Below are 22,101 nucleotides of genomic sequence, written 5' to 3'. Positions count from 1 at the left end.
AACCGTAAAGATACAATTATTTAAATCGCTATCCGTAAACCTCTTTTACAAACTTCTCGTAGCTTATCTCTTTCTCTTTAAGATTAGCTTTTTCTTTGTAAAGATCTAACAGTTTTTGGCTCATTAACTGCTCGGAAAGCCTTTTAACTTCGTCTTGGTTGCCCAACACTCTAGTTGCAATATTCTCTAATTCTTCTTCTTGTGGGTCTAAGTGACCGTATTGTGCCATTTGAGATTTGATAAAGCCTTTAGCAAATTCTTTAAGCTCATCAAACTGTACTTGCAGGTCATTATCTTTGATAAGTTTACCTTCTATCAATTGATAACGCAAACCTTGCTCAGATTTTTCATATTCTTCGGCAGCTTCTTCCGCAGAAATCTCTTTTTCACCACTTAGCTGAATCCATTTTTTTAAGAATTCTGTAGGTAGTTCAAACTTAGTTTCTTCTATCAGCTTCTCAGTTACATCATTTAGTAATTTTTGGTCTGCCTGCTGTGCAAATTGTTTTTCAGAATCTTCTTTGATTTTGTTCTTCATTTCTTCTTCTGAAGTGACATTGTTTTCTCCAAAAAGTTTATCGAACAATTCTTGATTTAATTCTGCTGGTTCTCTTTCGTTAATTTCTTCTATGGTAAAGGTTAAATCAATTTTCAAATCTTTAACCTCTTCATTAGAAAGACCTGTGGCAGAAGCTAACATGTAATCCTCCTCAAATAGACCTTTAGTGTTTAAAGTAACAACATCGCCAACTTTTTTACCTACAAAGGCATCTTTGGCTTTTTTGCTCTTTAATTTATCTATTTCTACCGTGGTAGTCTTGCTAATTTCTTTTTCTTCGTTGGTAAATGTACCTGTTACTTCATCTGTTTTAGATGCCTCCTCTTTAGATACAATTTTACCGTATTGTTTTTGGATACGCTCTACTTGCTCATCTATCATTTTTTGATCAGCAACTATTTTGTATTGCGTTATGGCCTTTTTTGTTTTTAAGTTGACATCAAAATCAGGCGCAAGACCTAATTCAAACTCAAAATCAAAACTCTCATTATCCCAGTTAAAATCCTCTTGTTGTTTTGGTAATGGATTACCTAAAACATCTAATTTTTCTTCAGTTAAAAATTTATTCAAATTGTCTTGTAACAACTTGTTTACTTCATCTACCAACACCGCTTTTCCGTATTGTTTTTTGATCAAACCCATAGGAACTTGACCTTTTCTAAAACCCGGTATATTAGCTTGTTTTCTATAATTCTTTAAAATTTCGTTCACCTTATCTTCATAGTCTTCTTTGGTGATCGCAACCTTTACTACAGCATTTAAATTGTCTATCTGCTCTTTTGAAATATTCATTTAGCTATTCTATTTTATAGATGGCTGGCAAAAGTAGTACATTTTGTTTGGTTCAACAAGTTTTTAAGGAATTGCAAATCAGCTAACAAGATTATTTTTTCTGGTCTTCTTTTAATATGGAAAATAGGAAGGATTGCAACAAGGATAAAAGCAAGCTAAAAAGTAGTGCCATCCATATGCTACTTACACTAAAGCCATCTATAAAATAATCTGCTATTAAGATAATAAGTGCATTAATGATTAGTAAAAACAACCCAAGGGTTACTATAGTTATGGGTAAGGTTAAAATTACCAAAATGGGCTTCACTAAAAAGTTAAGCAGGCCAAGTACTATGGCTACTATAACGGCAGTTAAATAACTTACTACTTCTACCCCTGGTAGTACGTGTGCTAGTATGAATACCGCTACTGCAGTAAGAAGAATACGAAGAATTGTTTTCATGATAAAAGTATTTATATAAAAAAAGCATCGCTATTGCGATGCTTTAATGTACTAAATTAAGTTGGATTAGTTGATATAAAGACCTGTGTAATCTAAAGGATTAACAGCAGGTAAATTAGATCCGTATTTTTCATTTATTACACGAATAAATTCGTTAGCTAGTATGGCATAACCTCTTGGAGAAGGGTGCACGCCGTCTAAAGAAAATCCACCACCTGTACCAAAATCTGCAGTTACTTTACTACCGTCTTTTAAAGTAATTCCTGTAGTTCTTAAGGTGGTTAATAAAGCGTTGGCATCTACAAAGGCAATATCAAATTGCTCTGCAATTGTCTTAATAACATCATTAAAAGCCATCATTGCGGTATTAGCCTCTTCTTGCTCTTCTGGGGTAAGCACCCACTTGTCTGCTAATGGAATAGCCACGCCATTAATAGAAGTAGGGTTGTTGGGGTCTGCAAGAGAACCAATAAAGGAGCTTGCAGGTAATACTACCAAATCTTCTTCAGTGGCTTGTCTCATATTTACCAAAGCTGGATTAAAACTTGTTAAATCAGTCAAATTTTCATCAAGAATCACAACGGCGTTACCTTCGCCTGCAGCAAAAGAGATAGTTCTTTGAGCCAATTCTTCTGCAGAAATTAACCCAGCTTGTTGTAATTGGGCTAATCCGCCATTGTATTGTGCGTAAGCACCATTTAGCAAAGCGGCAGTTGCTTCATCTAAAGGAACCGGGTTGTGTGGTACTGTTGTTAAATAAGGGATTGTGGTTACATCCGGGATGTTGGCAATTACACCCTTGGCGCCATTTGCAGTCATGGTACCTAATATGCCTTGTAGCACACTGCCTAGAACTCTTGGGTCTGTAATGTCGTTGGAGCCATAGGTAGATGGGTCTAAATTACCCAATTGGTTTTGTCCATCCCCACCAGCTGCTACGTAGCTAAGTACGTCATTGTTGCCAATCCATAAAGAGAAAAAGGTAGGTTGTTGTGCTGCTGCATCACCTAAAATGGTAGCATTTGGTTCAGATGCGAAACGTGCAAAATAAGGGTTGGCCAACCCTAGAGCAACACCTTGAGGGTTACCATAACCTTCTGCTAATAAATGAAAACTTTTAGCGCCTGGAACGCCCATATTATTGAATGGTCCAGGAAGTGTATTTGTGATTTCGGTAGTTCCTTGTCCAGATACAGGTACTGGTGAAGGTCTTGATTTGGGGTCATCTGGGCTCAAACTGGCAAAGGATAGAATAAGTCTATTGCTGGCAATAGGATTTCCAGCTAAAGTCATTCCTCCTAAATCATCATTCATAAAAGGAATAGAAAACTCGCCACCGCCTGCTAAAGAAAATTGTGTAGCTAACATGTTAGGCATGGAAGCCTCTTGTCCCATTCTAAATAAAGCCCCGTCAGAAAAACCTGCGGTTAATGAGTTGCCTACGGCAACGTAAGTAGAAAAATCTGCAGAACCACTAGTGTAATTAACGGGTTCTGGTTCGGGGGTTGTTGTTTCTGTCGTAACATCGTCCTCCTCACACGAAATAAAAAGTAGCCCCATTACTGGTAAAAGGGCGAAAAACTTCTTCATATGTTCAAAATTTGAGTTAGTTTAAGTTGAATTTTATGTTAAAAAAGCAATAACTCAAATCTATATGAAATTTATTGCACCCGCAATTTTTTAGGTAAAAAAATTATGCATGCATAATAAAAACTATGAATATTTAACGATTTAGAAATTCAATTGCGTAATTAAAGAAGTCTTTTGGGTTTTCTGCATGTAACCAATGCCCTGCATTATCTACTGTTTTAATAGTAGCCTTAGGGAAGTGTGTTTTGATAACGGCATAGTCGTTAGGTAAAATGTATTCAGACTTACTTCCTCTTAAAAATAGGGAGGCACCATCAAAACTATCCGTGGAATTAATGTTTTCTCCAATTTCTTCCATACGGTCTTGTAACACTTTAAAATTGAATCTAAAACCTAACTTGCCTTTTTCTACCCAGTATAAATTCTTAAGTAAAAACTGTCTAATGCCCCAGTCTTTTAAACTTTCTGCCAAGGCAGTGTCTGCTTCTTTTCTGCTTTTAAGCTCATCAAAATTTAAAGTTTTTAATCCGTTGATGATGTACTGGTGGTGTGGTGGGTAAAATTTAGGTGCAATATCTGCAACAATTAACTCCGCAACTTTATCTGGATGGGTTACGGCAAATTGCATGGCTGTTTTGCCGCCCATGGAATGCCCAATTAGACTAGCACTGCTAATGTTATGGTGATTCATGTAGCGTTCAATATCTTCTGCTAGGGCTTGGTAGTGAAACTCATCTGAATGAAAACTTTTTCCGTGATTGCGTTGGTCTATTAAATGTACTTGAAAACCCTCTTCTGCAAACTGGCTACCTAAGGTTTTCCAGTTGTCAGACATGCCTAAGAAACCGTGTAAAATAAGTAGAGGTTTTCCTTCGCCTAAGATATTAGAATGTAGTATCTCCATTATTTCAATCGTTCTAAATACATATTTATAACATTTTCTAATCCCAAATACAAGGACTCGCATATAAGAGCATGGCCTATGGATACCTCAAGCAAGCCTGGAACTTCTTGTTTAAAGAATTTTATGTTGTCTAAAGATAAGTCGTGCCCAGCGTTTAACCCCAAACCAACTTCTTGTGCTTTTAAGGCAGCTTCTTTAAATGGCTTAACTCCGTTCTTATTGCCTTGTGCGTAGGCTACAGCATAACTTTCAGTATACAATTCAATACGGTCGGTTCCTGTTGCTACAGCGCCCTCTACCATTTTTGGGTCTGGGTCTACAAAAATGGAGGTTCTTATGTCTTTTGCTTTAAAAGTTTGTATTACCTCACTTAAAAAATCTTTGTGTTTAATAGTGTCCCAACCAGCATTAGAGGTGATGGCGTCCTCAGCGTCTGGTACCAGCGTAACCTGTGTGGGTTGTACTTGTAGTACAAGGTCTATAAATTTTTGCACAGGATTACCTTCTATATTGTATTCTGTGCTTACAATACCTTTTAATTCTCTGGCGTCTTGGTATTTAATGTGGCGTTCATCTGGTCTGGGATGTATGGTAATACCTTGCGCTCCAAAGCCTTCTATGTCTTGTGCAGCTGTTATTAAATTGGGCATATTGCCACCTCTCGCATTACGTAGGGTAGCCAACTTGTTTATGTTCACGCTTAGTTTTGTCATTAGCATATCAATTTTAGTGTCAAAAATACAAAATGGGCACGCCTTTTGCGCTCTTTAAATTTGTAGTTTTGTTGTAGAATCAAGGTTATGCATATTCAAGATAAATTAAATAGCACCTTACCCACTTTTGGTATTACAGATACTTTGGATGAGGTAATTACTTTTTTTGAGGATACCATGTACTCCCATATTGCAGTTATGGATAATGGAGTGTATTTGGGAATGCTCTCGGAAAATGACCAAGATTGTTTTGAGGAGGGTAAAACCATTGAAGATTTTAGATTTCAATTAGAGACTTTCCAAGTAACTAAAGAAACCTTGTGGTTAGATGTACTAGAAGTATTTTCTAGAAATGAAGCTAATTTGGTGCCGGTTTTGGATGATGCGCATCGCTTTGTGGGGTATTATGATTTAAATGATGTTGTTGACTTGTTTATAGGAACACCATTCTTTACAGAGCCAGGAGGAATACTGGTGGTTTCTAAAGGAATACGTGATTACTCTATGAGTGAAATAGCTCAAATAGTGGAAACTAACAACGGTAAATTGTTAGGAGCTTTTATAACAGAAAGTGAGAATGATTTGGTACAAGTGACATTGAAAATTGCAAATGCTAATCTTAACGAAGTAATCCAAACCTTTAGAAGGTACAGTTATAATATCTTATTTGGTAATAATGATGACCAGTTTTTAGAAGATTTAAAACAAAGGTCAGATTATTTAGACAAATACTTAAACGTTTAGCATGAAGGTAGCCATTTATGGTCAAGTGCTGTTAGAAGAGGATATTCCTCATGTGGTTTCTTTATTAGAAGCGTTAAAGCAAATAGGTGCACAGTTTTCTATAGAAAAAAAGTTTGCCAAAAAACTACAAACTGCTTTGGTAGTGTATGAGCATGGATTATTTGACCAGAAATCTGGTTTAGATAAGACTTTTGATATGTTTGTAAGTTTTGGGGGTGATGGTACCATGCTGCGAGCTGTAACTTATGTACAAGATTTAGGTATACCTGTGGTTGGTGTTAATACGGGCAGGTTAGGATTTTTGTCTACCTTTAAAAAAGAAGAGGTGACCAAGGTAGTAACTGAGTTTCTAGAAGGCAACTACACCATAGAAGAGCGTAGTTTGGTGGCCTTGGATTCCGCTTCTAATATCAATGCTTTTGGGGATTTAGACTTTGCTTTAAATGAAATAACAGTAAGTAGAAAGGATACAACTTCTATGATTACTGTAGAAACGTTTTTAGATGGGGAGTATCTTACATCTTATTGGGCAGATGGATTAATAGTGTCTACACCAACAGGTTCTACAGGCTATAGTCTTAGTTGTGGCGGTCCTGTAATAGCACCTTCTGCCAAATCCTTGGTACTAACACCTATTGCGCCCCATAATTTAAACGCTCGGCCATTTGTAATTGCAGATCATACCTCTATCAGGTTGCGGGTAAGTGGTAGAGAAGAAAATCACTTACTATCTTTAGACTCTAGAATCGCAACTATTCCTAACGGTACAGAAATCATTATTCGTAAAGCAAATTTTACTGTTAAAATGATTGAGTATAAGGCAGAAAGTTTTCTTAAAACACTGCGCAACAAATTGCTTTGGGGAGAAGACAAGCGCAATTAGAGGCAATAAAAAATAGCTAAATCTGTTTTACAAAAGAACAGTATTAGGTTTAGAAATATGTAGCATAAACAGAATGCTATATTTGCAAGCCGTTTTATTAAAAATTAATTTGGTAATAACGGCAACCCGATTTAAAAAGTAATAAGGGTAAGAAAATGAAAAGAATTTTCATCTTAATAGGTATGGTTATGGCTATGAGTATCCATGCACAAACATACGAGGTTGGTTTGTTTGCGGGGGGTGCTAATGCCATTACAGATATAGGTAGAACTAACTACGTATTGCCTTCTGGTGTAGCCTTTGGTGGCATCTTTAAATGGAACAAAAGAAAAAGATGGGCCTATCGTGGTAGTATTATACATGGTAAAGTGGTAATGGATGATGCCAATAGCAATATGGCTTCCAGAGAGCAACGCGGGTATAGGGTTGAAAATGCCATTACAGAATATTCTGCAGGTATAGAATTTAACTTTGTAGAATATAACTTACACAAGCTAGGGCCTGCCTTTACACCTTATTTATATACAGGTGTAACTTACTTTAGATACGATTTTAACTACATAGATGCGCAACAAGTTCAGGATATTAATCAAAAAGATGGTAGTTTCGCAGTTCCAATGACTGTTGGAGCCAAATTGCGATTAAATCAATTTCTAATCCTTGGAGCAGAAATAGGGGCGCGATACACCTTCACAGACAACTTGGATGCCAGTAATCCTTACAATTCAAATTTTGATGAATTTAAGTTTGGTAATTTTTTAAGTGATGATTGGTATGTGTTTTCAGGGTTAACATTAACTTATACCTTTGGTAGAAAGCCATGCCAAGATTGTTTTGAGTAGTTAAATGAACAACCTAGACCAAATAGATAAAAATAAATTACCCAAGCATATTGCCATTATTATGGATGGCAATGGCCGTTGGGCTAAACAGCGGGGCAAATTACGTGTTTTTGGTCATGAGAACGGAGTGAATGCTGTCCGCAAAACAGTGGAGCACTGCGCCAAGCTAGATATACAGTGCCTTACCCTTTATGCTTTTTCCACAGAAAACTGGAAAAGACCAAAGCTAGAGGTGCAAACTCTCATGAAAATTTTAATTGGTTCTCTTAGAAAAGAGTTAAAAACTTTTAAGGATAACAATATAAAGCTCAATGCTATAGGTAATTTAGAAGCTTTACCTCAAAAAGCAAGGAAAGAGCTGCAAGATGTTATTGAGTTAACCGCTAAAAACACTGGGCTTACCCTGACTTTGGCATTAAGCTATGGAGCTCGGGAAGAACTAAATAATGCCGTCAAATGTATCGCATCCAAAGTTAAAAATAATATAATTTCAGAGGATGATATTGACGAACAACTCATAAATACACATCTTTACACGCATGACCTGCCAGATGTGGACCTCATGATCCGTACCAGCGGAGAGCATCGGATCAGTAATTTTCTACTTTGGCAGATTGCATATGCCGAATTATATTTTATTGACGTATTTTGGCCCGATTTTAATGAAGAGCATTTGGTAAATGCGATAATAAATTACCAAAATAGAGAACGAAGATTTGGAAAAACTAGCGAACAACTTAATTAAATTGCTTAAGGTACCATCACTAAGCACAGTATTAATTCCTATTTTATTATTTGCACAAGCCGTTTTGGCGCAAGCACCAACCTTAGAAACCAGTAAGGAGTATATTCTTGGAGGTATAGAGGTTACAGGTCTGCAAAGCTACAATGAGCAAACCGTTAAAACCTATACAGGCTTAAGGGTAGGGCAACCAATTAAGGTGCCTGGAGAAGAATTGAGTTCTGTAATTAAAAAGTTGTGGAGCTTAGAATTGTTTAGTGATATTGCTTTTTATCACTATGTAGAGGATGATAAAGTATTCTTGCAATTGCGTATTAAAGAAAGGCCAACCTTATCTAACGTAACCTTTTACGGTATCAAAAAGCGTAAGGTAGAAGGTATTGTAAATGATACAGACCTTAAAAAAGGTAAAAAAATTACAGAAAGTTTAATTGCAAATACCAAAGGGTATTTAGAGAATAAATACAAAAAACAAGGCTACTTAAACACTAAAGTTACTATTGCTACTGCTAAAGATACTGTGGGGACTAACACAGAAAACATGGTGGTAAATATTAAAAAGGGTGAAAAGGTAAAGATTGATGAAATTGTTTTTGAAGGTAATGAGCAGTTGTCTGATAAGCGATTAAAAAAGGCCTTGAAGAAAACAAAACAGAAGAAGTTTTACCGTTTCTGGAAAAAATCTAAATATATAGAGGACGATTATAAAGAAGATTTGTCTAATTTAATAGATACTTATGCAGAGCGTGGCTACCGTGATGCCCGTGTATTGTCAGATACCTTTGTAAAATTAGACGAGAACAATATTGCGTTAAAAATTAATGTAGAAGAGGGGAACAAATATTACTTTGGAAATATTGATTTTGTAGGGAATACCGTTTATTCTGATCGTATATTAGGTCAGGTTTTAGGAATTAAAAAGGGGGATACCTATAATGGCGTTTTACTTAAAAAACGTATCGCTGATGATAGTAAGCCAGATGGCGAAGATTTAACTAATCTATATCAAAATAATGGCTATTTGTTTTCTTCTATTAATCCTGTAGAAATTTCTGCTGTCAACGATACCATAGATTTCGAAATTAGAATTATAGAAGGTAAAGAGACTTTTTTAAACAGGGTAACAGTTAATGGTAATGATAAAACCAATGACCATGTCATCTTTAGAGAGCTACGTACACGACCAGGTCAAAAATACAGTAAGGACAATATTGTTAGAACGGTAAGAGAACTAGGGCAACTTGGTTTTTTTGATGCGGAACAGATTGCGCCAGACATTCAAAATCCAGATCCTAATGCTGGTACGGTAGATATAAACTATAATTTAGTAGAGGCAGGGTCTAGCCAAATAGAATTACAAGGTGGTTTTGGTGGCGGTGGTTTCATCGGAACATTAGGTTTGTCCTTTAATAACTTCTCTATTCAAAACTTATTTAATAAAGAAGCGTACAAGCCAGTGCCTATGGGAGACGGACAGTCTTTTGCCTTACGTTTACAAGGTAGTAGAACATTTAGAGTATATAGTTTGAGCTTTGCAGAACCATGGTTAAATGGTAGAAAGCCAGTACGTTTTAATCTTAGCTTTTCTAGAACACAGCAATTCTTGGCAAACTTTAGCAATACAGGCCGTATAGAGGTAGACAAGGATAGAACATTCTCTATTACCGGGGTTTCTGCTGGTTTGGCAAAACGTGTACAATGGCCAGATGATTTCTTTACTGTAAGCCATTCGTTAGGATATCAGCATTACGATTTTAAAAATTACAATACGGGTTTATTTAACTTTGGTAACGGTACTTCAAACTCTGTAAGTTACACCTTCGGTCTATCTAGAAGTTCTCAAGGCCCTAGTAGAATTTTCCCGATGACGGGTTCTAATTTTGAACTTACCGCTAAATTTACCCCACCGTATTCATTGATAGGTGGTAAGGATTTTAAAGCGTTAAGAGATAGAGCAGACGAGCTTACGGATACAGCACTAGAGCGAGAGTTAACAACGCAAGAGATAAGTGAATTAGAAAATATAGAAGAAGAACGCTTTAAGTGGTTAGAATTTTATAAAATTAAATTTAAAGGAGATTGGTACACTAACCTAGTTGGTAAATTAGTATTACGCACCAATGCAGAGTTTGGATTCTTGGGTAATTATAATAGTGATATAGGAGATGTACCTTTTGAGCGTTTCTTTGTTGGGGGTGATGGTTTAGGTAACTTTACTTTAGATGGTAGAGATGTGGTGCAATTAAGAGGTTATGAGAATAGTTCTTTAGCATTCACTTCTTTCAATCCAATTCGAAGAACATCAGACAGAGAAGGTGGTACTATCTATAATAAGTATTCTTTAGAATTACGTTATCCGTTAACCCTTAAACCATCAGCATCTATTTATGTGCAATCTTTTTTAGAAGCTGGTAATGCCTTCAACAATTTTCAAGACTTTAATCCGTTTCAGTTAAAGAGATCAGCTGGGGTGGGGCTACGTATATTTATGCCGGCATTTGGACTATTGGGGATTGATTTTGCACATGGTTTTGACGATGACAACATCAACCCAGGCGTTAAAAGTGGTTGGCAAACCCACTTCATTATTGGTCAGCAATTTTAATCAGTATAGAAATATCTAAACATTTTATTTTTCTAATTAACTCATAATAAGTTATTTGGTATTTTTGGCACGATATTTTCTATGTAAAATTCGGATTCAAACAATGAAGACAAAAACGCTCTTAGTAATTGCATTCCTTTCCATGGTAACTGTGGCTATGGCACAACGTGCTGTAGGGGTTAGAATCGGTTATGTAGATATGGAATATATCTTGGAAAATGTAGAGGAATACCGAGAAGCAACAGAACAGTTGAATGCCAAAGCAGACAAATGGAAGAAAGAAATTGAGCTTAAACTAAGTACTGTTGATCAAATGAAGAAAGATTTAGCAGCCGAGAAGGTATTGCTAACGGATGAGCTCATTGCAGAAAGAGAGGAAGAAATACAGGTGTTAGAAGCAGAAGCGCTAGACTACCAACAAAATAGATTTGGACCTCAAGGCGATTTAATTTTGCAAAAGCAATTGCTAATACAGCCCATACAGGACCAAGTGTTTGTAGAGGTGCAAAAAATAGGTCAGAATAAAAGATATGATTTTATTTTTGATAAATCTGCAGATGTTGTAATGTTGTATTCCGAAAAAAGGCACGATATCAGTGACTTGGTATTGCGAGAGATTGCAAGAACAAGAAAAGTTAGTGCCAGTAAAAAGGATCAGAAGCTTAAGAACCGATTAAAAGAGTTCCAAGCAGAAGAAGCTGAGGCGGATGAAGAGATAAGTGAAGCTTTAAAAGATAGGCAAGACAAAGCGGCACAATTAAAAGAAGATAATGCTAAGGCTGCAGAGGCACGTAGAGCTGAGCAATTAAAGCTTAGAGAGGAGCGTAAAAAAGCTTACGAAGAACGTAGAAAAAAATTGTTGGAGGAGAGAGAGGCCAAAAGAAAGGCTAAAGAAGAAGAAAGAAAAAAGTTAGAAGAAGAAAAGAAAACAGAAAAGGATTCAACTAGTAATTAAACTGAACACTAGAATTTATACTCAAATTAAAGCTATTTAAAATTATGAAAAATGTAAAAAAGATTGTTGTTGCGTTGGTGTTGATGGTGGCGACAACAGGTTTTGTAAATGCTCAAAGTAAGGTTGCACATATTGATGTTAATAAGTTGCTTTCTGAAATGCCAGAAATGAAAAAAGCGCAAGCTGAACTTAAACAAGTGCAAGAAACCTATAGAGCAGATTTAGAAAGCTCAATGACAGAATTAAGAAACAAGTACACCCAATATTCTAATGAGGCAGCTTCTAAAACTAAAGAAGAGAACGACAAAAGAGCGGTAGAATTACAAGGGTACGAAAAGAATATTCAAGAAGCAGAGGCTGCAGCTATGCAAGAAATGCAAAAAAAGCAAGCAGAGTTATTTGCTCCAATCTCAGAAAAAGCTAAGGTGGCTATAGAAAAAGTTGCAGCAGCTCAAGGTTTTGATTACGTTATAGATGCTTCCCAAGGGAGTGGATTAATCGTAGCAAAAGGTAAAGATTTATTGCCAGCGGTAAAACAAGAATTAGGTTTCTAATACAGTTTTTAAAAGTTAAAAGAACCATCGGGTTTAGGTCTACCTAAATTGCGATGGTTTTTTATTTTTGGTCTATGGATAATAAACCTATTGGCGTTTTTGATTCAGGCATAGGAGGTACTTCTATTTGGAAAGAATTGGTAGACTTAATGCCGCTAGAATCTACTGTTTTTTTAGCAGATAGTGCTAACGCTCCCTACGGTGAAAAATCTAAAGAACAGATTCTAGAGCTCAGTATAAAGAATACAGAATTGTTGCTGAAAAATGGAGCAAAGCTTATTGTAGTAGCTTGTAACACGGCAACAACAAACGCTATTGCGGAGTTGCGTAGCACGTTTGATGTTCCTTTTATAGGCATAGAACCTGCTATTAAGCCAGCTGCGCTTAAAACCAAAACCGGTGTGGTTGGTGTTTTGGCCACAAAAGGTACGCTATCTAGTAGTTTGTTTCATAGTACTACCAAAATACATGCTTCAGGAATTAAGGTGATAGAGCAGGTTGGTACGGGTTTGGTAGATTTGATAGAGGATGGTAAACTACATTCCTCAAAAATGAAAACAGTATTGGCATCTTACATAAACCCTATGTTAGTACAAGGAATGGATTGCTTGGTATTGGGCTGTACGCACTATCCGTATCTAATTCCTGTGCTTAAAGAACTTATGCCACCAGATGTTACAATTCTAGATTCTGGTTTAGCTGTTGCTAAACAAACTAGAACGGTTTTAGCAAATAACAATCTTTTAGCTCCAGAATCTGCTACAATAAGTCATTATCTATATAGCAATGGAGATGATAAGCTTTTAAAAGAATTTGTGCAGCATAGCGATGCTGAGGTTTCCTTTTTAAACTTTTAATTAGCTTCTAGTATAGGTTCGGTAGGTAAACGCGTATTGATGCCTATCATCCTTATCATGAAACTTCTCTTGCTCTAACTGCCAAGAGTCCTTGTCAAATTCAGGGAAAAAAGCATCTGCTTCTACTTCTGCGTGTACACGAGTCAATTCAATTTTTGTAGCATAGGGTAAGGCTAATGCGTAAATTTCGCCCCCACCAATAATAAAAGCGTCTTCTGTAGGCGCAATTAAACTAAGCGCTTCTTCTATGGAATGGACAATAGTGCACGGAAACTTAGGTTTATAATTTTTATCTCTTGTAATAACAATGTGCTCTCTATTGGGTAAAGGACTAGGAAAACTTTCTAGTGTTTTTCTACCCATTATTATCTTGTGTCCTGTGGTTAAGGCTTTAAAACGCTTAAAATCATCTGGTAAATGCCAAGGTAAATCGTTGTCTTTGCCTAAAGCATTGTTTTCTGCAGCCGCAGCTATAAGAATTAACTGATTCATTCTTTTTTTTTATTGATTTGGGATAGTGGAAAATCGGTTTCTATTTCCTTTTGTATTTCTGCTATTCGTTTTTTTTGCTTTGCTACAAGTTTTTCGCGTTGTTTTCTTTCCCAATCTGTACCCATAAATTTTTGGGTTACAAATACGTTAAAAATATGTATTACAAACAAAAATGCCCAAGCTGTAATAGCCCATACAAACCAGTTGTATGTATCACCATATTTTAAAATTTTATTGATTAGAACAAGAAAAACACTACCAATCAAAAAAATGACAAAATGAGTAAATAAATTTTTCTTTTGTCTTATTCTTTTTTGCGCATGTTCCAAGAGCTCATGTTGCTCTAGTTCAATATCACTTTTTGGCTTCTTTCTAGAAAACATGTTTCGTTATCTTTATAAACAAATATACTTTAAATGTAACGCAATTGGTTATGGAACTCTCCCAAATAAGAAAGCAATTTCCGGTTTTTAAACGAGGTATTTATGCAAACACAGCCGCTACAGGACCAATGTTTGAGGATTTGTATGATTGGCGCCAAGACAAAGATTTAGATTTATTTTTAAAGGCAAGCAGCTATTACAATAGTTCTGTAAAAATTGTAGAAGAAACAAGAATGTCCTTAAAACGATTTTTTAATTGTGAAGACAGGGATGTAGCGTTAATACCCAATTTTAGCTGGGGTATAAATAGTTTACTAAGCGCTTTAAATACCAAACAACATATACTTTGTTTAGAAGACGATTATCCGTCTTTAATATGGCCGTTACAAGGTTCAGAGCATCGGTTAACTGCTATGCCAATTACCGCTACTATAGAAGAAGATATTATCAACACGGTTAAGCAAAAAGAAATTACACTTTTGGCAGTAAGTATAACCCAATGGTTAAGTGGATTGTTATTACAACCCAGTTTCTTTGCTGGTTTAAAAGCGATTTATCCAGAACTAATTATTGTGGTAGATGCTACACAGTATTGTGGTATGTTTCCTTTAGATTTTAAGGCCTCTAAAATAGACGTAGTTATTGCAAGTGGTTACAAATGGATGCTTGGTGGCTATGGTAATGGGTTTATGCTTTTTAGTGATGCGGTTAAACTACAGCTAAACCCTACCATCGTTGGTTTTGGGTCAGTTAGTGGAGATAGTTCCAAGAAAAACAAAATACCTTTTTACAAGCATTTTGAGCCGGGGCATCTAGATGCATTGAGCTTTGGTAGTCTAGGGCAAGGGATACAACTAATGGAAGAATTGGGAGTAAGCGCAATTTATGAGCAAAATAGCAAACTCTCCGCTTACGCCAAAGAAACGTTTACGGCCTTGGGAGCATTAGATGAATTAGTGGCAGAAAGAAGAACGCATAGCACAATTTTTAGACTAAAAGGAGGGGAAACATTATTTAATGCCTTAGCGGGCCATGATATAGCTGTTGCCTTACGGGAAGGTTATGTAAGAGTTAGTTTTCACTTTTATAACACCAAAACGGATGTAGATGCTATTGCAGGGGTAATTAGCAAAAGTTAAAAATTTTTATTAGTGACAAAATTTTCCTACTTTTTTAGGTAAAGTCAAGAATTGGTCAAGCTTATTTTATCAAAATGATAAATCGGTTCTAACCTGTTGACAATTAAGACTTTTATGAGTTGTTTTGTGTCTTAGTTTAATTGAAAATTAGTTGTCATGGCAATCAAAAAACAGTATTTAAAAAGCAAGCCAATTTGTAAGGTTACCTTTACGGTGCCTGCAAAAGATGCAGAAAATGTAGCCGTTGTAGGCGATTTTAATAATTGGAATCCTAAAGGGAGTACACTTAAAAAATTAAAGAATGGAACTTTTAAGGGAACTTTTGAGTTACCTAAAGAGAATAGTTACGAGTTCCGTTATTTGGTAGATGAAAATTACGTAAATGACGAATCTGCGGATCGTTACCAATGGAACGATTTTGCTGGTGCAGAAAACGCTGTGATAGAACTTTAAATATAAATGCCCCGTTTTTCAACGGGGCTTTCCTTTTTTTTTATGCAATAGTGAATAAGTAGTTTTTAAAAGTACTATTTGCATCTGTAAATTGATTCACCACACGTAAACCGGCATCTTCTGCCATTTGGTGAACCATAGCATCATCATATTTTTGTGAAATTTCGGTATGTATAGTCTCCCAAGCATCAAACTCAAAACTTTGTTCTAAAGCTTCTATGGTTACTTCTTGTGCAATTTTGCTCACCAAATAGCTTTTGGCAGTACCTGTTTCTGGGTTATAACTCTCCCAATGAATAAAGTTGTCCAAATTAAAATTGCCTCCTAATTCATTGTTAATTCGGGTTAAGACATTCTTGTTAAATGCTGCCGTAATACCAGACGGGTCGCTATAGGCATTTAAGATTGTCCTAGGGTGTTTCTTTTGGTCCATCCCCATAAAGAATAAATCGTCTTTATTAAGAATATGGGCAATGTTCATCAAAAATTCTAACGCAAGTTTATGGTTAAGGTTGCCTATATTAGAACCTAAAAACAAGATTACCTTTTTCTTTTCTTGAGTTTGCCCCATTTCTTTTAAACTATCAAAATAAGTACCTTGTATAGGTTGTACAGATACGTTAGGCAATTCATTGGTCAAGGAGGTACTTAGTTGTGCTAAAGCATTGGCACTAATATCTATTGGGCGGTATTCAAATTGGTAGTTTTGCGCTAATAGCTCTTTTAAAAGTAGTTTGGTCTTAGTGCCATCACCAGCACCAAGTTCATATAAATTAAACGGAACATGTGGGGCAGAAAAACTAGCAGTTATTTCTGTTTTATGTTGCTCAAAAATTGCGTACTCCGCTCGTGTTAAGTAATATTCTGGCAAAGCCATAATTTGCTGAAAAAGCTTATCTCCAATTTCATCATAAAAGTATTTGGAAGATAAATGTTTAGGATAGGAGCTGAGTCCTTCTTTTACCTCTCTGGCAAAAACCGTGTTTGTTTTAGGTGTTGTTGTTTTTTCCATTACATGTTTTATTTTACCAGTCTTAGGCCAGTGTATTGCCACCTTAATTGTGGGTGAAAAAAATTTCTATAGGTGTGGCGTGTGTGTTTTATTGGGGTGGCTATAGAACCACCTCTGAGTACTTTTTGACTTACCATGAATTTGCCGTTGTATTCGCCCAAAGCCCCGTCTGCTTTTTTATAGTTTGGATAGGGTAGATAAGCACTTTCTGTCCATTCCCACCGGCTACCCCATTGTAGTTTGTCATTCGCAACTTCCCATTCAAATTCTGTTGGCAGTCGTAAACCCTTCCATTGTGCAAAAGCGAAGGCTTCATAAAAGGAAATATGAGCTAAAGGTGCACTTAATTGAATTGGTTGTAGACCTTGTAAGGTATAATACTGCCAGTTGTCTGCTACCAAGTGCCAATAATTGGGAGCTTTAATATTGTTGCTGGTTACCCAATCCCATCCTTCTGCATGCCATAAGTCAAAACGTTCATAACCACCATCGGTTATAAATTCTAAAAATTCACCATTGGTTACTAATGTGTTTCTAATACTAAAATCATGTAGGTAGACTTTATGTCTGCCCAATTCGTTATCATAACAAAAAGCATCGCCCTTATGACCTATTTCATAAACTCCTTCATCAATTGATATCCATTCTGTTTGTGTTACATCAGGAGGATATTCAACAATCTTATCGTCATAACTTGGCAATAGTGGATTGTTACCAAGAATGTACTTAATATCTGTTAGCAATAATTCTTGGTGTTGTTTTTCATGATGAATGCCAATTTCTAAAAGTGCTATTACATCTTCAGTAATGGGGGCATCAAATAAAGTAGCAATGGCTTGGGTAACTTGTTCTCTATAGCTATAAATTTGAGCAACGGTGGGTCTACTTAAATTGCCACGGTCTGCACGTACCACTCGTTTGCCAACGGTTTCATAGTAGCTATTAAAGACAAAAGAAAAATCCTCATGATAGGTTTTGTAATTCTTTACGTGGGGTTTAAGGATAAACTCTTCAAAAAACCAAGTAGTATGGCCCAAATGCCATTTTGGTGGACTCACATCTGCTATGGGTTGTACCACATAATCTTCTGTAGCTAGTGGTGCACATAGTTTTTCGGATTGTTTTCTTGTTGCTAAGAAAAATTCCAGCATAGGGTGCATTGTGGGCATGTATAGCGTTTTTTCTAAATATACGCATTAAATAGGGGGCTACTACGCATTAGATATGTTATAAATTGGTAAAGAAAAGCTAAAAATGGTTCCCTCATTGGGTTTGCTTAATACCTTGATGCTGGCATTATGCAGTTCTACAATTTTTCTTACAATGGCTAAACCTAGGCCGGCCCCTTCTTTTTCATGACTTTGTTTGGTTTGTCTGTAGCGTTCAAAAATTAAAGCCTGATTTTCTTCTGTGATACCAGGGCCGTCATCCTTTATTAAAATAGCAACTTCTTTATTGTTGTTGACTAATTGAAGCGTAACCGTGCCGTTTTCTGGCGTAAATTTTAGGGCATTGTCAATTAAGTTTTGGATGGCACGTTCTACCAAAGATATATCTGCAAATACCAGCGGCACGTTTTCTGGAATGTCCAGTGAAAATTGAATGTTCTTTTTCTGCGCCAATACTTCATAGTTGTTGCAAATGTCATGCGCCAATTCGCTTAATAAAAATGGTTCTTTTTTTGGGCTTATTTGCTTGGCTTCTAACTTGGAATACTCAAACAATTGGGCTATCATCTTAGATAATCGCTCGCCACTAGAACTTATAATATCCATGTAGCGTTCTTTATCGCTTTCAGATAATTGTCCCTCTTTCATTTTCAAAGTTTCGATATAACCTTGTATTACAGATAAGGGCGTACGCAGGTCGTGGCTAATATTGGCAATAAGTTCCCTACGCATGTTTTCTAAAGATTTAATGTGTTCCATATCTTTTAATATGGTATCTGCCATCTCATTATAGGTATTGGCAAGTCCGGTTAAATCGGTTTTGTGCTTGGCAGCAATTCGGTACTCCAAATCTCCTTGTTGAAAACGCTTGGCGGCATAACTAATTTCGCGTAAGTTTTTGGTTAAATACCAGATAGAGAGAATGCCTAAAAGTCCGGCAAAAAACAAGGTAAGGACAGAGATGCCCAAACCCATTTTTTGTGCATATCCGCCAAACAATAACGCTTTGGTATTACTGTAATCTTGCCCAGCTAAAATAATGTAGATATAGCCCTCTTTTCCACCCTTAGAAAATTTGGCTGCAGAAAATATTTGTTCTTCTCCAGGACTTCTAGGATTGTCTCCTAAGATATAACCATTTCCATTTTGAGCAATAAAAGTTTCAATTGGAGCTAAGGCAACTTGTTCTTGTTGTTTTTTGGGGTCATTATGGTCTAGAACAACAGAATACTGTACTTTTCCTTCTATATCTAACAGATAAACTTCTATAGCACGATTTATTCCCATCATATCGTGCATAATGTCTCCAAACAAGGCTTTGTTTACATTGCCCAAACTATCTATGGGGCTTTGAGAAACAAATTTTTCGTCAATTAAATCTTGGGCTAAATTAGCGTGTAATCGTTGGGTGGTCTCGGATAAATAGTGATTAGAAAAATAAAATGTGGCCACCGTAAAACCAATACCGGCCAAAAGAAGTACCGCTAAGAAAGAAATTATTAGTTTTGTAATAAGCCGGTTAGAGTAGAGATTTTCTTTCATACTTCTTCATTGAATTTATAGCCAACACCCCAAGAGGTTAAAATATATCTTGGATTGCCCATGTCTGGCTCTATTTTAGAGCGCAATCTGTTAATGTGTGAGTTTACCGTATGCTCATAACCCTGAAAATCATAACCCCAAATAAGGTTAAGTAGCTTGGTACGGTCATAACTTTTACCGGGATTGCTAGACAGTAACACTAGTAAGTCAAACTCTTTAGGGCTTAAGTCTATTTTTTTGTCTTTTAGGGTAACTTTCCTGTATTCTAAGTCTACTGCTAGTTCTCCAAAGGTCATTTTTTTGGTTTCCTTAGTTATAGGTGCTACGGGAGCACTCATATTACCGCGTCTAAAAATAGCTTTTACACGTGCCAAGAATTCTCGTATGCTAAAGGGTTTAGTTAGGTAGTCGTCTGCGCCCATTTCTAAACCTAGTACCTTGTCTATTTCTTCAGATTTTGCCGTTAGCATTAAAATAGGGCTATTTAGTTGTGCGGCACGTAGTCTTCTGCAAATTTCTATTCCGTCTAGTTCTGGTAACATTACATCTAGAACAATAAGGTCGGGCTTAAGAGATAAAGCTTTTTCCAGGCCCTCTATCCCTTTTGTGGCGGTTTCCACTTGGCAGTCCAAGTCTTTTAAATGGAGTTCTAATAAATGGATAATTTCCGGGTCGTCCTCTATAATCAATACCTGCTTCATTTTGGCTAAATAAGACATAATGTTTCACAAAAAGTTCACAAGTCCACAAGGCATTGTGATGGTTTGTGATAAAATAGTCGCACTTTTCTTAAAAGGCTAACAATTTGATATTAAGATAGGCATTAAAGTATTGAAAATCAACATGTAATAAATCTTTAAATTTCTGTGAAGAGTTTGCAATCTGTGGTGGGTTCCTTTGTCAAAACTTAAAAATTATAACAATGAACCACTTTAAATCATTTTGGCTAATAGCAATATTGGCCTTAGTCGTAGTCTCGTGTTCAGATGACGATGATAGTACTACGACACCAGAAAATTTAGAAGCTGGCACACTAGCTGGCGGTCCTTTTAACTTTACGGTGGATGGTGTGCCAGATATGGTGAGCGGAATAACCTTAGACAATTTTACTGGACAAGGAGATGTACAGTCTTTTGTGATTACCGACGACGCTAAGAACATTTTGGGCTTACCACCAACTTTTGAAGCCTTAGAAGGTGTGGATTTTGATGGGGCAGGAGAAGGTGTATGCTATATTTACCATATTACCTACCAAACGGGTTTAACAGGTTTGGAAACCGAACAAAATTTAGACGATTTAGATGGCACGTTTGATTTATCCAACTTTATTGTTGTAAATCGTGGCGGTCTTAACGCCGGAATGTTATCTGGCGGACCGTACGAATTTGTTGTAGATGGTTTACCAGATATGGTTTCAGAAATTGCATTGGATGCAGCAAATGTAACCGGCGATAACCAAACGTATGTAATTACAGATGATGCTAAAAATATCTTGGGTTTGCCACCAACCTTAGAAGCAGTGATGGGGGTAGATTTTGATGGGGCTGGTGTTGGTTCTTGTTACATTTATCACCTAACGTATTCCGCAGAATTAGGCGGATTGGAGCAAGGTGGTAACCTAGATAATCTTACTGGGCAATTTGCCGTGTCTAACTTTGTTGTAGTAGATAGAGTTGGGCTGAATGCAGGCGCATTAAGTGGAGGTCCTTATAATTTTGTGGTAGATGGTATGCCAGACATGGTGTCTGCTATTGCTTTGGACGAGACGGACCTAAATGGTGAAAATCAAACCTATGTAATCACAGACGATGCTAAAAATATTCTAGGATTACCACCGACTTTAGAAGCAGTAATGGGTGTAGATTTTGATGGAGCTGGCGTAGGTTCTTGTTACATTTACCATGTTACATATACTTCTGGTATAGAAGGTTTGGAGCAAGGCGGTAACCTAGAAACCTTATCTGGTTCTTTTGCGGTGTCTAACTTTGTAACAGTAAACAGAAACGCATTAAACGCAGGTATCCTTTCTGGCGGACCGTTTATGTTTTCTGTAGATGGAACTGCCGATAGGGTTAGCGGTATTACTTTGGACGAAACTCAGCTAACAGGTAGCAATCAAGGTTATGTAATTACAGATGCAGACCTAAATATTCTAGGTTTACCGCCAACATTAGAAGACGTAGAAGGGGTGGATTTTGATGGCGCAGGCATAGGACTTTGTTTAATATGGCACATAACCTATGAAGATGGTATTGTGGGATTGGAAGCTGGAGCAAATGCAGCCGATTTGGATGGTTTTTTTGCGTTATCTAATAGCGTAAGTGTATATAGAAATCCAAATGCTGGAGTTATTTCTGGTGGTCCTTTTACCTTTCAAGTAGATGGTAACCCAGATATGGTAAGCGGTATTAGCTTGGATAGTAGTGCTGCCACAGGAAGTAACAGTACTTGGGTAATTACAGACGACCAAGGTAATATCTTAGGCTTGCCACCAACATTGGCAGCGGTAGAAGGTGTAGACTTTGATGGTGCTGGTACAGGCGTTTGTCTAATCTGGTATATGCGTTATGAAGACGGTTTAACAGGCTTGGAAATGGGTAGTAATGTAGACGATTTGGAAGGTTTGTACGGACTTTCTAATAGTATAACCGTAACACGAAACTAATTGCTATGGAAAAGAATGGTCTTTTCTAAGTGTTTTGTTTATTTAAAAAGCCCAAACCATTCGG

General features: G+C 36.6%; 22 protein-coding genes. 11 read left to right on the top strand and 11 right to left on the bottom strand.

Annotated features, from left to right (window positions below; genetic code table 11):
- Positions 1 to 28: 28 nt before the first annotated feature.
- The 5 genes from tig to HCO57_RS06165 form a co-directional block, all read right to left on the bottom strand.
- Positions 29 to 1,351, bottom strand: coding sequence for a trigger factor (gene tig / locus HCO57_RS06185; RefSeq protein WP_167988305.1), 1,323 nt, complete (start codon positions 1,349 to 1,351; stop codon positions 29 to 31).
- Between the two features lie 91 nt (positions 1,352 to 1,442).
- Entirely contained in the window at positions 1,443 to 1,793 is a 351-nt protein-coding gene (locus tag HCO57_RS06180) for a phage holin family protein (protein ID WP_167988304.1), read from the bottom strand.
- A 66-nt stretch (positions 1,794 to 1,859) separates the two neighbouring features.
- Entirely contained in the window at positions 1,860 to 3,383 is a 1,524-nt protein-coding gene (locus HCO57_RS06175) for an SGNH/GDSL hydrolase family protein (protein ID WP_136949533.1), read from the bottom strand.
- 133 nt (positions 3,384 to 3,516) lie between these two features.
- Positions 3,517 to 4,287, bottom strand: a complete 771-nt coding sequence (locus HCO57_RS06170) for an alpha/beta fold hydrolase (RefSeq protein WP_167988303.1) — start codon at positions 4,285 to 4,287, stop codon at positions 3,517 to 3,519.
- Positions 4,287 to 5,000 (bottom strand): pyridoxine 5'-phosphate synthase, encoded by a 714-nt coding sequence (locus tag HCO57_RS06165; RefSeq protein ID WP_167988302.1) that lies wholly within the window; start codon positions 4,998 to 5,000, stop codon positions 4,287 to 4,289. Before HCO57_RS06165 ends, HCO57_RS06170 begins: the two co-directional genes overlap by 1 nt.
- Positions 5,001 to 5,087: 87 nt before the next feature.
- Here HCO57_RS06165 and HCO57_RS06160 point away from each other — a divergent pair, with 87 nt between their 5' ends.
- The 8 genes from HCO57_RS06160 (at position 5,088) to murI (ending at position 13,182) form a co-directional block, all read left to right on the top strand.
- On the top strand, positions 5,088 to 5,744 hold the full coding sequence (locus tag HCO57_RS06160; protein WP_167988301.1) for a CBS domain-containing protein: 657 nt from the start codon (positions 5,088 to 5,090) through the stop codon (positions 5,742 to 5,744).
- Position 5,745: 1 nt separating this feature from the next.
- A complete protein-coding gene (locus HCO57_RS06155; protein WP_136949537.1) occupies positions 5,746 to 6,627 on the top strand; it encodes an NAD kinase in 882 nt (293 codons plus the stop codon).
- A gap of 155 nt (positions 6,628 to 6,782) precedes the next feature.
- On the top strand, positions 6,783 to 7,469 hold the full coding sequence (locus tag HCO57_RS06150; protein ID WP_167988300.1) for a DUF6089 family protein: 687 nt from the start codon (positions 6,783 to 6,785) through the stop codon (positions 7,467 to 7,469).
- Between the two features lie 4 nt (positions 7,470 to 7,473).
- Positions 7,474 to 8,214, top strand: a complete 741-nt coding sequence (locus HCO57_RS06145) for an isoprenyl transferase (protein WP_167988299.1) — start codon at positions 7,474 to 7,476, stop codon at positions 8,212 to 8,214.
- Positions 8,186 to 10,816 (top strand): outer membrane protein assembly factor BamA, encoded by a 2,631-nt coding sequence (gene bamA, locus HCO57_RS06140; RefSeq protein ID WP_167988298.1) that lies wholly within the window; start codon positions 8,186 to 8,188, stop codon positions 10,814 to 10,816. Before HCO57_RS06145 ends, bamA begins: the two co-directional genes overlap by 29 nt.
- Positions 10,817 to 10,919: 103 nt before the next feature.
- Entirely contained in the window at positions 10,920 to 11,771 is an 852-nt protein-coding gene (locus HCO57_RS06135; protein ID WP_167988297.1) for an OmpH family outer membrane protein, read from the top strand.
- Positions 11,772 to 11,815: 44 nt separating this feature from the next.
- Entirely contained in the window at positions 11,816 to 12,325 is a 510-nt protein-coding gene (locus HCO57_RS06130) for an OmpH family outer membrane protein (RefSeq protein WP_136949542.1), read from the top strand.
- A 74-nt stretch (positions 12,326 to 12,399) separates the two neighbouring features.
- The gene (gene murI / locus HCO57_RS06125) at positions 12,400 to 13,182 is read left to right on the top strand and encodes a glutamate racemase (protein WP_167988296.1); all 783 of its coding nucleotides are present in this window, start codon (positions 12,400 to 12,402) and stop codon (positions 13,180 to 13,182) included.
- On the opposite strand, the gene HCO57_RS06120 is transcribed toward murI, so the two are convergent.
- Together HCO57_RS06120 and HCO57_RS06115 are read right to left on the bottom strand one after the other, a co-directional pair.
- On the bottom strand, positions 13,183 to 13,674 hold the full coding sequence (locus tag HCO57_RS06120; protein WP_136949544.1) for a dihydrofolate reductase: 492 nt from the start codon (positions 13,672 to 13,674) through the stop codon (positions 13,183 to 13,185).
- The gene (locus HCO57_RS06115) at positions 13,671 to 14,057 is read right to left on the bottom strand and encodes a 2TM domain-containing protein (RefSeq protein ID WP_136949545.1); all 387 of its coding nucleotides are present in this window, start codon (positions 14,055 to 14,057) and stop codon (positions 13,671 to 13,673) included. Before HCO57_RS06115 ends, HCO57_RS06120 begins: the two co-directional genes overlap by 4 nt.
- A gap of 50 nt (positions 14,058 to 14,107) precedes the next feature.
- On the opposite strand from HCO57_RS06115, the gene HCO57_RS06110 reads away from it, so the two are divergent.
- Both HCO57_RS06110 and HCO57_RS06105 read left to right on the top strand, forming a co-directional pair.
- The gene (locus HCO57_RS06110) at positions 14,108 to 15,196 is read left to right on the top strand and encodes an aminotransferase class V-fold PLP-dependent enzyme (RefSeq protein ID WP_167988295.1); all 1,089 of its coding nucleotides are present in this window, start codon (positions 14,108 to 14,110) and stop codon (positions 15,194 to 15,196) included.
- A 156-nt stretch (positions 15,197 to 15,352) separates the two neighbouring features.
- Positions 15,353 to 15,649, top strand: a complete 297-nt coding sequence (locus HCO57_RS06105) for an isoamylase early set domain-containing protein (protein WP_136949547.1) — start codon at positions 15,353 to 15,355, stop codon at positions 15,647 to 15,649.
- A 40-nt stretch (positions 15,650 to 15,689) separates the two neighbouring features.
- On the opposite strand, the gene egtD is transcribed toward HCO57_RS06105, so the two are convergent.
- From egtD to HCO57_RS06085, 4 genes are read right to left on the bottom strand one after another with little or no spacing between them, the layout of a single operon-like run.
- Complete coding sequence (egtD, locus tag HCO57_RS06100; protein WP_167988294.1) at positions 15,690 to 16,661, bottom strand: L-histidine N(alpha)-methyltransferase; 972 nt, start codon at positions 16,659 to 16,661, stop codon at positions 15,690 to 15,692.
- An 8-nt stretch (positions 16,662 to 16,669) separates the two neighbouring features.
- A complete protein-coding gene (gene egtB / locus HCO57_RS06095; protein WP_167988293.1) occupies positions 16,670 to 17,830 on the bottom strand; it encodes an ergothioneine biosynthesis protein EgtB in 1,161 nt (386 codons plus the stop codon).
- A gap of 42 nt (positions 17,831 to 17,872) precedes the next feature.
- A complete protein-coding gene (locus HCO57_RS06090) occupies positions 17,873 to 19,372 on the bottom strand; it encodes a sensor histidine kinase (protein WP_167988292.1) in 1,500 nt (499 codons plus the stop codon).
- Complete coding sequence (locus HCO57_RS06085) at positions 19,369 to 20,073, bottom strand: response regulator transcription factor (RefSeq protein ID WP_167988291.1); 705 nt, start codon at positions 20,071 to 20,073, stop codon at positions 19,369 to 19,371. The genes HCO57_RS06090 and HCO57_RS06085 overlap by 4 nt, the downstream gene beginning before the upstream one ends.
- 221 nt (positions 20,074 to 20,294) lie before the next feature.
- Here HCO57_RS06085 and HCO57_RS06080 point away from each other — a divergent pair, with 221 nt between their 5' ends.
- A complete protein-coding gene (locus tag HCO57_RS06080; RefSeq protein ID WP_245167547.1) occupies positions 20,295 to 22,037 on the top strand; it encodes a hypothetical protein in 1,743 nt (580 codons plus the stop codon).
- Positions 22,038 to 22,101 lie beyond the last annotated feature (64 nt).

Origin of the sequence: Croceivirga sp. JEA036 (assembly GCF_011882165.1) — a bacterium.
Lineage (GTDB): Bacteria > Bacteroidota > Bacteroidia > Flavobacteriales > Flavobacteriaceae > Croceivirga.
Note: the sequence above shows the minus strand (reverse complement) of the source record. Positions and strands in the feature narration are given on the sequence as shown.

Excerpts from the sequence above, each read along its gene's own strand:
- HCO57_RS06155 (WP_136949537.1), top strand. The coding sequence starts at position 5,746 with ATGAAGGTAGCCATTTATGGTCAAGTGCTGTTAGAAGAGGATATTCCT.
- murI (WP_167988296.1), top strand. The coding sequence starts at position 12,400 with ATGGATAATAAACCTATTGGCGTTTTTGATTCAGGCATAGGAGGTACT.
- HCO57_RS06085 (WP_167988291.1), bottom strand. The coding sequence starts at position 20,073 with ATGAAGCAGGTATTGATTATAGAGGACGACCCGGAAATTATCCATTTA.
- HCO57_RS06170 (WP_167988303.1), bottom strand. The coding sequence starts at position 4,287 with ATGGAGATACTACATTCTAATATCTTAGGCGAAGGAAAACCTCTACTT.
- HCO57_RS06165 (WP_167988302.1), bottom strand. The coding sequence starts at position 5,000 with ATGACAAAACTAAGCGTGAACATAAACAAGTTGGCTACCCTACGTAAT.
- HCO57_RS06110 (WP_167988295.1), top strand. The coding sequence starts at position 14,108 with ATGGAACTCTCCCAAATAAGAAAGCAATTTCCGGTTTTTAAACGAGGT.
- egtD (WP_167988294.1), bottom strand. The coding sequence starts at position 16,661 with ATGGAAAAAACAACAACACCTAAAACAAACACGGTTTTTGCCAGAGAG.
- HCO57_RS06135 (WP_167988297.1), top strand. The coding sequence starts at position 10,920 with ATGAAGACAAAAACGCTCTTAGTAATTGCATTCCTTTCCATGGTAACT.
- tig (WP_167988305.1), bottom strand. The coding sequence starts at position 1,351 with ATGAATATTTCAAAAGAGCAGATAGACAATTTAAATGCTGTAGTAAAG.
- HCO57_RS06120 (WP_136949544.1), bottom strand. The coding sequence starts at position 13,674 with ATGAATCAGTTAATTCTTATAGCTGCGGCTGCAGAAAACAATGCTTTA.
- HCO57_RS06105 (WP_136949547.1), top strand. The coding sequence starts at position 15,353 with ATGGCAATCAAAAAACAGTATTTAAAAAGCAAGCCAATTTGTAAGGTT.
- HCO57_RS06145 (WP_167988299.1), top strand. The coding sequence starts at position 7,474 with ATGAACAACCTAGACCAAATAGATAAAAATAAATTACCCAAGCATATT.
- HCO57_RS06130 (WP_136949542.1), top strand. The coding sequence starts at position 11,816 with ATGAAAAATGTAAAAAAGATTGTTGTTGCGTTGGTGTTGATGGTGGCG.
- egtB (WP_167988293.1), bottom strand. The coding sequence starts at position 17,830 with ATGCCCACAATGCACCCTATGCTGGAATTTTTCTTAGCAACAAGAAAA.
- HCO57_RS06115 (WP_136949545.1), bottom strand. The coding sequence starts at position 14,057 with ATGTTTTCTAGAAAGAAGCCAAAAAGTGATATTGAACTAGAGCAACAT.
- HCO57_RS06080 (WP_245167547.1), top strand. The coding sequence starts at position 20,295 with ATGAACCACTTTAAATCATTTTGGCTAATAGCAATATTGGCCTTAGTC.
- HCO57_RS06090 (WP_167988292.1), bottom strand. The coding sequence starts at position 19,372 with ATGAAAGAAAATCTCTACTCTAACCGGCTTATTACAAAACTAATAATT.
- HCO57_RS06150 (WP_167988300.1), top strand. The coding sequence starts at position 6,783 with ATGAAAAGAATTTTCATCTTAATAGGTATGGTTATGGCTATGAGTATC.
- HCO57_RS06175 (WP_136949533.1), bottom strand. The coding sequence starts at position 3,383 with ATGAAGAAGTTTTTCGCCCTTTTACCAGTAATGGGGCTACTTTTTATT.
- HCO57_RS06160 (WP_167988301.1), top strand. The coding sequence starts at position 5,088 with ATGCATATTCAAGATAAATTAAATAGCACCTTACCCACTTTTGGTATT.
- HCO57_RS06180 (WP_167988304.1), bottom strand. The coding sequence starts at position 1,793 with ATGAAAACAATTCTTCGTATTCTTCTTACTGCAGTAGCGGTATTCATA.